Source organism: Ewingella sp. S1.OA.A_B6 (assembly GCF_049889095.1).
In the GTDB taxonomy this organism is placed as follows: domain Bacteria; phylum Pseudomonadota; class Gammaproteobacteria; order Enterobacterales; family Enterobacteriaceae; genus Ewingella.
Genome location: NZ_JBLJFK010000011.1, coordinates 116,447 through 125,702, shown reverse-complemented (window position 1 = coordinate 125,702; position 9,256 = coordinate 116,447). Strand labels below are relative to the sequence as shown.

General features: G+C 50.6%; 8 protein-coding genes. 1 reads left to right on the top strand and 7 read right to left on the bottom strand.

The genetic code is table 11. The annotated features are described in order from the left end of the window. Window positions 1-410: 410 nt before the first annotated feature. Window positions 411-1,100 (top strand): FadR/GntR family transcriptional regulator, encoded by a 690-nt coding sequence (locus ACMV8I_RS17505; protein ID WP_498866475.1) that lies wholly within the window; start codon window positions 411-413, stop codon window positions 1,098-1,100. On the opposite strand, the gene rbsR is transcribed toward ACMV8I_RS17505, so the two are convergent. From rbsR to kup, 7 genes are all read right to left on the bottom strand, one after another. Next, window positions 1,080-2,093 carry a ribose operon transcriptional repressor RbsR gene (rbsR, locus tag ACMV8I_RS17500; protein ID WP_498866474.1) on the bottom strand — a complete coding sequence of 338 codons (1,014 nt, stop codon included), beginning with the start codon at window positions 2,091-2,093 and terminating at the stop codon, window positions 1,080-1,082. The genes ACMV8I_RS17505 and rbsR overlap by 21 nt on opposite strands. Next, entirely contained in the window at window positions 2,094-3,023 is a 930-nt protein-coding gene (rbsK, locus tag ACMV8I_RS17495) for a ribokinase (RefSeq protein ID WP_498866473.1), read from the bottom strand. 70 nt (window positions 3,024-3,093) lie between these two features. After that, window positions 3,094-3,984, bottom strand: coding sequence for a ribose ABC transporter substrate-binding protein RbsB (rbsB, locus tag ACMV8I_RS17490; RefSeq protein WP_497233538.1), 891 nt, complete (start codon window positions 3,982-3,984; stop codon window positions 3,094-3,096). Between the two features lie 23 nt (window positions 3,985-4,007). Continuing rightward, on the bottom strand, window positions 4,008-4,979 hold the full coding sequence (gene rbsC, locus ACMV8I_RS17485; protein ID WP_498866472.1) for a ribose ABC transporter permease: 972 nt from the start codon (window positions 4,977-4,979) through the stop codon (window positions 4,008-4,010). 6 nt (window positions 4,980-4,985) lie between these two features. Next, complete coding sequence (gene rbsA, locus ACMV8I_RS17480) at window positions 4,986-6,491, bottom strand: ribose ABC transporter ATP-binding protein RbsA (protein WP_498866471.1); 1,506 nt, start codon at window positions 6,489-6,491, stop codon at window positions 4,986-4,988. A 7-nt stretch (window positions 6,492-6,498) separates the two neighbouring features. Beyond that, a complete protein-coding gene (gene rbsD, locus ACMV8I_RS17475) occupies window positions 6,499-6,918 on the bottom strand; it encodes a D-ribose pyranase (RefSeq protein ID WP_498866470.1) in 420 nt (139 codons plus the stop codon). A 208-nt stretch (window positions 6,919-7,126) separates the two neighbouring features. Then, window positions 7,127-8,995, bottom strand: coding sequence for a low affinity potassium transporter Kup (gene kup / locus ACMV8I_RS17470; protein ID WP_498866469.1), 1,869 nt, complete (start codon window positions 8,993-8,995; stop codon window positions 7,127-7,129). Window positions 8,996-9,256 lie beyond the last annotated feature (261 nt).

Below are 9,256 nucleotides of genomic sequence, written 5' to 3'. Positions count from 1 at the left end.
TCGTCTTGTGAGTGCCCACACAGATTGTCTGATAAATTGTTAAAGAGCGTTCGTTACTGGATAATTTCTCAGTAACGCGGGAGGCAGATAATACGCTTTCCCGCTGAAGAGTCAACCTTTTTCTCTTACGAGACACGGTGTTTTCACCGGGTTGACACTTCCTGACTGAGCGACTTGGTTCTCGTTAGAGGAGTCGTTGTTCCCGGTCAGTGGAGGCGCATTATAGGGAGTTCTCAGAAGGCCGCAACCCCTAATTTCAAATAAATTACTGACCGTTCTTTTTTTCAACAAACACCGTAAATAAGGATAATATTCACGCACTTTTCGTCTCAAAAACGCCGTTTCAGGCAGCAACGGTGGGGTAAACTGTTTTCTATTAATAAGACCACAGCTTTTCAGGAACAATTCCCATGCCACTCAATGCTCAACAACAGGCCGCCCAGCGCAACCTTTCTTATCTATTGGCAGAGAAAGTGGCTCAACGCATCTTATCCGGTGAATATACCGAAGGCAGTATTCTGCCAGGAGAGATAGAACTGGGGAAAATTTTTGGCGTCAGTCGAACTGCTGTGCGCGAAGCCGTCAAGACACTTACAGCTAAAGGCATGTTATTGCCTCGTCCACGGATTGGTACCCGCGTTATGCCTCAATCAAATTGGAATTTTCTCGATCAAGAGCTGCTGAACTGGTGGATGACGCGGGAGAACTTCGATCAGGTGATGTCGCACTTTGTTATTTTGCGTCGCGCGCTGGAACCGCAGGCCTGTGCTCTGGCCGCTATAACGGCCAGCGACGAACAAAAGCGTCAGCTCTCTCTCTATATGTCTGAGATGCGGCAACTGCACACAAGTTTTGACAGAGAGCGCTGGATAAACGTCGACACGCAATTCCACCAGCTGATTTATGAAGCAGGAAAAAACCCTTTCCTGACGTCATTCTCTAATCTGTTCAGCTCGGTTTATCAAAGTTACTTTCGTGCCATCACAGGCAACGAGGTGATCAAACTGGAATATCATCAGGCTGTGGTCGATGCCATCCAGGCCAGTGATGCACAAGAAGCACTGTTAGCCTGTCAGCGGCTATTGATTGCCGTTGAGTGAACCGACTGACTCTCGCACGACCAGTTCAGGGGTCAGAACCAGCACCTGCGGTTCGGCTTCTGGATCTTGTAAACGATGGAGTAATGTATCAATAGCCAGTTCGCCCAGCGAATCTTTAGGCTGATGGATAGTAGTAAGCGGTGGCGTCATATATCGCGCCAGCTGGATATCGTCATAGCCTATAACAGCAACATCTTGCGGAACTCGCAATCCTTTCTTATAGAGAGCCTGATACACACCCACTGCCATAGCATCATTACTGGCAAAGACTGCCTGCGGGCGTGGTGATAGCGCCAACAGCTGGTCCATCGCCGGTATCCCACCCTCGAATTCAAAGTCTCCGTTGACTTCATACCCTGGCAGTATGGGCAGTCCAGCACGTTGCATCGCCTGACGGTAACCGTTCAGCCGTTCTTGCGCAGTGGTTTTATCCAGCGGGCCGGTGATGCAGGCAATACGCTGATAGCCCTGGCTTATAAGATAGTCGGTGGCCATCTCTCCACCCAGTAAGGCGTTATCCTGGATGATGTCGTTGGCTGCGCCAAAAGGGGCCCAGTCCATCATCACGATAGGTAGTGAAGGATAACGGCTGAGAGCATCCTGCGAAGGACGGTGATTTTCAGTGCACATTAATAGCAGACCATCGACACGCTTTTGCAGCAACGTTTCCATACTGCGGTTCATGCGTTCTGCATCACCATCGGTATTGCACAAAATCAAACTATAGCCGCGCTCGTAACAACTGCGTTCAACGCCACGCACTACTTCTGAATAGAAAGGGTTACTGCTGGCGGTCAGTAACATGCCAATGGTGCGGGTTTGATTCAGTTTAAGGCTACGCGCCAGCGCCGAGGGCGCATAATTGAGGCTATCAATGGCGGCAGTCACTTTGTTGCGGATAGCATCGCTGACGAAGCGATTGTTATTAATCACATGAGAGACAGTAGAGGTTGAAACGCCCGCCAGGCGGGCGACATCTTTCATGGTCGCCAATCAGGACTCCTGACACGCTAAGAAATCATCGATTTCATGACGCCATGGCACCGAAGGTTGTGCACCTGGACGGGTTACGGCAATTGCGGCGGCGGCATGGGCAAAACGCACAGCGCTTTCCATTGATTTACCTTCCAGCAAAGACGTCACTAACGCACCATTAAAGGTGTCGCCAGCAGCAATAGTATCTACGGCTTTAACGCGGAAACCGACCATCTGTTTGCCCTCACCTTTCTGGCTCAGCCAAACCCCTTTGCTGCCCAGCGTAATAATGACGGTCTCGATACCTTTCTCATGCAGCGCTTTCGCCGCGCGGGCTGCATCTTCATTGTTATTGACCTGAACTCCGGTCAGACGCTCAGCCTCTGTCTCATTCGGGGTGATAATATCCACCAGCGATAAGAGCTCAGCAGGTAATTCACAGGCCGGAGCTGGGTTGAGGATCACTTGGGTATTGTGCTGTTTCGCCAGTTGAGCGGCAGCAATAACCGTTTCCAGAGGTGACTCAAGCTGCATCAGTAAAGCTGACGCCTCGATGATCTCCTGTTGGTAACGATTCAGGTACTCAGGAGTCACTGCTTTATTAGCGCCAGCATCAATGCCAATAACATTTTCACCTTCAGCATTCACAAAGATCAACGCAACACCGGTCGTGGTGTCGGAGATGGCTTCTACAGGCGACGTATCAATGTTGTCACTCGCCAGTTGTTTGCGAACGCGCTCACCAATGTCATCCTCCCCGACGCAGGCGATAAAGGAAATATCTGCGCCAGCACGACCAGCAGCCACGGCCTGGTTAGCACCTTTGCCACCAAACGCCACGGTATACTGTTTACCGATCACCGTTTCGCCAGGTTGAGGGAATTGTTCGATATTAAGAATATGGTCGGCATTGATACTGCCAAGAACCACCAGTTTACCTGTATCCATTTGTGTTTCCTGAGTCATATTGCGCCACCCGGTAAGGATGGCGCAGATACCGTCAATCAAAACCGTAAAATTAAGGCTGAGCAACCAGTTTCAGGTCAACCGGAATAACGGCAGGTACTTTCTCGCCTTTCAGCACTTTATCCGCAGTCTGCACACCAATCACACCAATTTGGTCAGGACGTTGCGCAACGGTAGCGCCCATTTTACCGCTGTTAACCGCTTTGATGCCGTCTTCAGTGCCATCAAAACCTACCACCAGCACATCAGTTTTACCGGCGGTTTGCAGAGCACGCAGAGCGCCCAGCGCCATTTCGTCATTCTGCGCGAACACAGCTTGCACGTCAGGATGTGCAGTCAGCAAGTTCTGCATAACGTTGAGGCCTTTAGTACGGTCGAAGTCAGCAGGCTGAGTGGCGAGCATCACGAAATGATGTTTTTCAGCAGACTGTGCAAAACCTTTACCACGTTCACGGGCAACCGACGTACCGGCAATGCCTTCCAGTTCGATAACTTTAGCGTTTTCGCCCAGTTTCTTGGCAATGTAATCGCCAGCCATTTTACCGCCGAAGGCGTTATCAGAAGCAACATGACTGGCAACCACACCTTTGGTCGCCTGACGGTCCAAAGTGATAACAGGGATCTTAGCCTGATTGGCCATCGCCACGGCGTTACCTACTGCGTCAGAGTCGGTTGGGTTGATCAACAGCAGCTTGGTGCCGCGTACTGTCAAGTCCTGCACGTTAGCAAGCTCTTTCGCCGGGTTGTTCTGTGAATCCAACACCACCAGGTTGTAGCCCAGTTTGTCAGCTTCTTTCTGTGCACCGTCTTTCATCGAAACAAAGAACGGGTTATTCAGCGTAGAAACTACCAGCGCGATAGTGTCTTTTGCCAGCACGTTGGCACTGAACGAGGCGGTGATTGCTGCGGCGGAAACCCAGACTGCCAATTTTTTCATATTCATGGTCATAATTCCTGTAGGAGAGATTATTTGTTGCTTTTGTTATCTACCAAAACCGCCAGCAAAATGACGACTGCTTTGACGATCATTTGGTAGTAGGAGGAGACACCTAATAAATTCAAACCGTTATTCAGGAAACCGAGGATCAGTGCACCGATCAACGTTCCGACAATACGTCCTTTACCACCTGACAGGCTGGTTCCTCCCAAAACAACAGCGGCAATCGCGTCCAGCTCGTAACCGGTACCGGCAGTAGGTTGCGCAGAAGACAAACGCGCCACTTCAATAATGCCAGCCAAAGCCGCTAATAGACCGCACAGGGAGTAGACGATAATTTTCACTTTATCAACGCTGATACCTGACAGACGCGTAGCAGACTCGTTACCGCCCAGCGCATAGATATAGCGACCTAAACGGGTGTGATGCAGCATGTACCAGGCCGCAGCAAACACCACTACCATCAACCAGACCGGTGTAGGAACGCCGAGTGGGCGACCAATACCAAACCAGCCAAAGGTATCTGCAACATCAGTGAAACCGGTGCTTATCGGGCTGCCGTTGGTGTAAACCATCGTCACCCCGCGCAGCAGCAACATCATCACCAAAGTGGCGATGAATGCCTGAACTTTACCTTTGGCGACAATGATCCCGGTTATGGCGCCAACTCCGGCCCCCACGGCCAGCGCTGCCGCCACGGCCACCAGCGCATTCACTTCCAACCCGACCACCGAAGCCGCAACCGCACCGGACAACGCCAGAAGAGAACCCACTGACAGATCGATACCCGATGTCAGAATCACCAGCGTCATACCTACAGCCATAATGGCGTTGACGGACGTCTGTTGAAGAATATTGAACAGGTTATTCACCGTGAAGAAATTCGGGCTCATCGAAGAGACCACGGCAATCAGCACCAGCAGCGCAATCAGCGATTTCTGCTCTAATAACCATTCTTTAGTGAACCAGCGTTTTTTCGCTGACAATGTTTGAGAACTCATAGTTGATTACTCCTGCGTCACGCCGTATTGCTTGCCGACAGCGGCTGCCATCAACACTTCTTGCGTTGCCTGTTCTATCGGGAATTCACCGCTTAAATGGCCTTCATGCATCACCAGGATCCGGTCACTCATGCCCATTACTTCCGGCATTTCAGAGGAAACTAAAATGATGCTTAAACCCTCGCGCTTGAACTGGTTTATAAGCTGGTAAATCTCTTTCTTGGCACCGACGTCAACGCCACGCGTCGGTTCGTCGAGGATCAATATTTTAGGGCGGGTCATCAGCCCACGGGCAATCGCCACTTTTTGCTGGTTACCGCCAGACAGCAACCCAATAGGCTGCATCATTGACGGTGTTTTGATATTAAACATGCGGATGAAATCACCTACAGCCTGCTGCTCGTCGGCATGCCTGAGACTACCGCCTGCACGGCTGAAATAGCGCAGCGCCGTCAGCGACATGTTCTCTTTGACTGACATCCCGAGCACCAGACCATCACGCTTACGGTCTTCTGAGATATAAACAATACCGTTCGCCAGACCGTCCTGAGGCGAGTGAGTCACCACTTCGCGACCATCCAGAGCCACATAACCCGCTTTACGCGGCAGCGCGCCGTATAAAATCTTCATCAGTTCGGTGCGCCCTGCTCCCATCAAACCGGAGACACCGAGAATTTCTCCACCGTATAAATTGAAACTAACGTCTTCAACGCCGGGACCAGAAAGGTTACGCACCTGTAAACGCAGGGCACCGCGTTCCTGATTCAGGCGCGGATATTGCTCTTCTAGTTTGCGGCCCACCATCATTTCAATCAGGGTATCTTCCTGCAATTCGCTGACTGGGCGTTCAGCAATGAACTGCCCATCCCGGAACACGGTAACGTCATCGCAAATTTCAAAAATCTCTTTAAGCCTATGCGAGATGTAGACCACGCCACAACCCGCAGATTTCAATTCACGGATCACGTTAAATAAAGAGGCGGTTTCGGTATCGGTCAGCGCATCAGTAGGTTCATCCATGATGATGACACGCGATTCAAAGCTCAGTACTTTGGCGATTTCCACCATTTGCTGGTCGCCTATCGACAGTTCGCCGACCAGCCGATGGCTGCTATAGCGCAGATTCAGACGAGCGAGCAGTTTGTCTGCCTCGGCATACATCTTTTTCCAGTTGATGCGGCCAAAACCGTTAACGAATTCGCGGCCAAGAAAGATGTTCTCAGCAATGGTCAACTGAGGGATCAGGTTGAGTTCCTGATGGATAATGCCAATCCCGGCATCCTGTGAAGCTTTAGGGCCGTTGAATGCGGCTTCCTTACCAAGGAAATAGACTGAACCGGCATCCTTTTGGTAGATACCCGTCAGCACTTTCATCATGGTGGACTTGCCCGCGCCGTTTTCACCCACCAGCGCCATAACACGTCCCGGATAGACGCTCAACGCCGCACCGGAAAGTGCTTTTACGCCAGGAAACGCTTTATCAATCCCTGTAAGTTGCAGCAAAGGTTGCATAAAGGCCTCAGAAGGTTACGCCGGCACACAGAATGATGTTCGCATAGGGCGAACACTCCCCGCTGCGGATCACCGCCCGGCTTTGTTCAGTTTGTGCCTTGAAAGCATCATGGCTGATGTAATCCAAGGTAATGGCGTTTCCCTGATGTTGCTCAAGTTGTTTCAACTGCGCGAGTAACGCTTCATGGAGTCGAGGATTCTTTTCGATTATTTCCCCGGCGAGTATCGCCCGCTCAACCTGCATCTCATGTGTCACAACCTTTAAAACCTGTAAGAAGGTGGGGACACCTGCAGTCAGCGCCAGATCGATGCGTTGGGAAGATGCGGGTACCGGTAAACCGGCATCAGCAATAACCAGCTGATCGGTGTGGCCTAACCTGGCAATGATATGTGAGATTTCGGCATTCAAAAGCAGTGATTTCTTCATAGTAACTCCAACAGCGAAACGTTTCGCTCACTGATGAGTTTAGGAATCTTTAGAAATCTGGCAATGGTCTTGTGGCGAAATTGTGATCACCGTCGAAACGTTTCGCTGGTTCATTGAGAAAAGAGCGGGGAATTTGAGTTATTGCATTTTTAGGCGTTTAGAAATGCGAAAGGGCACCCGAAGGTGCCCTCTGCCATCTTGTCAAAAATCAGATTTCTACCTGCGTTCCCAACTCGATAACGCGGTTCGGTGGAATTTCAAACTGATCAGGCGCGCGCAACGCATTGCGGCTCAAGGCTATAAACAGTTTGCCACGGAAATAGAGATACCATGGGCGCTTGGTAAGGATCAGTGACTCATGGGACATAAAGAACGAGGTTTCCATCATCCTGCACGGCAAGCCTTCCAGCCCACAGCGATGGAAGACCTCCTCCACGTTCGGCGTCTCTTTGAAACCATAGCTGGCGACAACTCGCCAGAAGGTTGGCGATAGCTGTTCGATAGTGACACGCCGGACGTTATGAACATAAGGCGCATCTTCGGTACGCAGCGTCAGTAACACCACTCGCTCATGCAACACTTTGTTGTGCTTGAGGTTATGTAACAGTGCAAATGGAATGATGTTGATTGCACGCGACATGTAAACAGCGGTCCCCGGAACGCGCATCGGTGGCGATTTCTCCAGCGAGGCAATCATCGCTTCCAGCGAATTTCCATGTTCATGCATACGCCGCATAAGGCGGAAACGTTCGCTTTTCCAGGTCGTCATGATGATAAACATGCACAGGCCAAGCGTCAGCGGTAGCCAGCCACCGGAGAACAGTTTAGTCGCGTTAGCGGCAAACATTGGCACGTCGATAAGGAGCAGCACAACTAACAAAATGCCGACCAGGAAAGGCTTCCAGTGCCAGTTTTTCAGCGCTACCGCACAGGCAAGAATACTGGTCAGTACCATCGTGCCGGTTACAGCAATACCGTAGGCCGCAGCCAGATTACTGGAGTGCTCGAAGCTGGCGATAACGATCACCACGGCGATATACAGCGTCCAGTTAATGACGGGAATATAAATCTGTCCCGCTTCCATTTCCGAGGTGTGGATAATGCGCATCGGCGGCAAATAGCCCAAACGAACGCCCTGACGAGTCAGGGAGAAGATACCCGAGATAACCGCTTGCGAGGCAATAATGGTGGCGAGAGTAGAAAGGATCAGAAGCGGGATAATTGCCCATTCAGGTGCCAGCAGAAAGAACGGGTTCTTGATAGCCTCAGGGTTTTTCAGCAGCAGTGCGCCCTGACCGAAGTAGTTGAGCACCAGCGAGGGCAACACAAAGCTAAACCATGCCAGACGAATTGGGAATTTACCAAAATGGCCCATATCAGCATAAAGCGCTTCCACACCTGTGATCGACAGCACCACGGCACCGAGAGCCAGGAACGAGAAGGACTTGTGCTCGATAAAGAAGTTAACCGCCCACATCGGGTTCATCGCCCGTAGCACTTCCGGATTTTGAGCAATACTGTTGATACCCAGCACCGCCAGCGTCAGAAACCACAGTAGCATTACCGGCGCAAACAGCTTGCCGACAATGCCGGTGCCGTGCTTCTGAATAATGAACAGTAAGGTAAGAACGGTAATAGAAAGAGGAACGATATAAGGATCAAGTGACGGCGCAGCAATCTCAAGACCTTCCATCGCGGACAGAACCGAAATCGCCGGCGTTATCACCACCTCACCATAGAAGAAACTGCCGCCGATCAACCCCAGTATGACCAGTATGGCGGTGTTTCTGGAGGAGGTATTTCTTCCTGCCAGTGACATCAGCGTCAGGATACCGCCCTCACCGGCATTGTCTGCACGCATCACAAACGTGAGATATTTCAGCGAGACAATCAGGATCAGCATCCAGAATATTAGCGACAGAAAGCCGAAAACAACGCTGGGTTCAACACTGAAGCCATAGTGGCCGGAAAAACACTCTCTCAGGGTATATAAAGGACTGGTGCCAATGTCGCCATAGACCACACCAATGGCGGCCAAGGTTACTGCCGGGAGTGACCGTTTATGTTCTGTGCTCATAATTGGTTTCTTATGCTGCTCTTTTATGACAAAGAATTCCGTAAACGAAAAAGGTACGCTCAATCCTTGATGCCCACTAAACGGCGCACAGTATGCACGAATAAAACAGATTGCCTATCCTTATGTGCGTAAGAAAACACATGTTCGGACAATAGATGGTGTAATTTTTATAATAGAAAATTTCTAGTAATCAACAAGCTATACCACTAAAAAAAATCATGGTTTATTATCCCTGCCCAGTCCACTATTCATTCACGTATG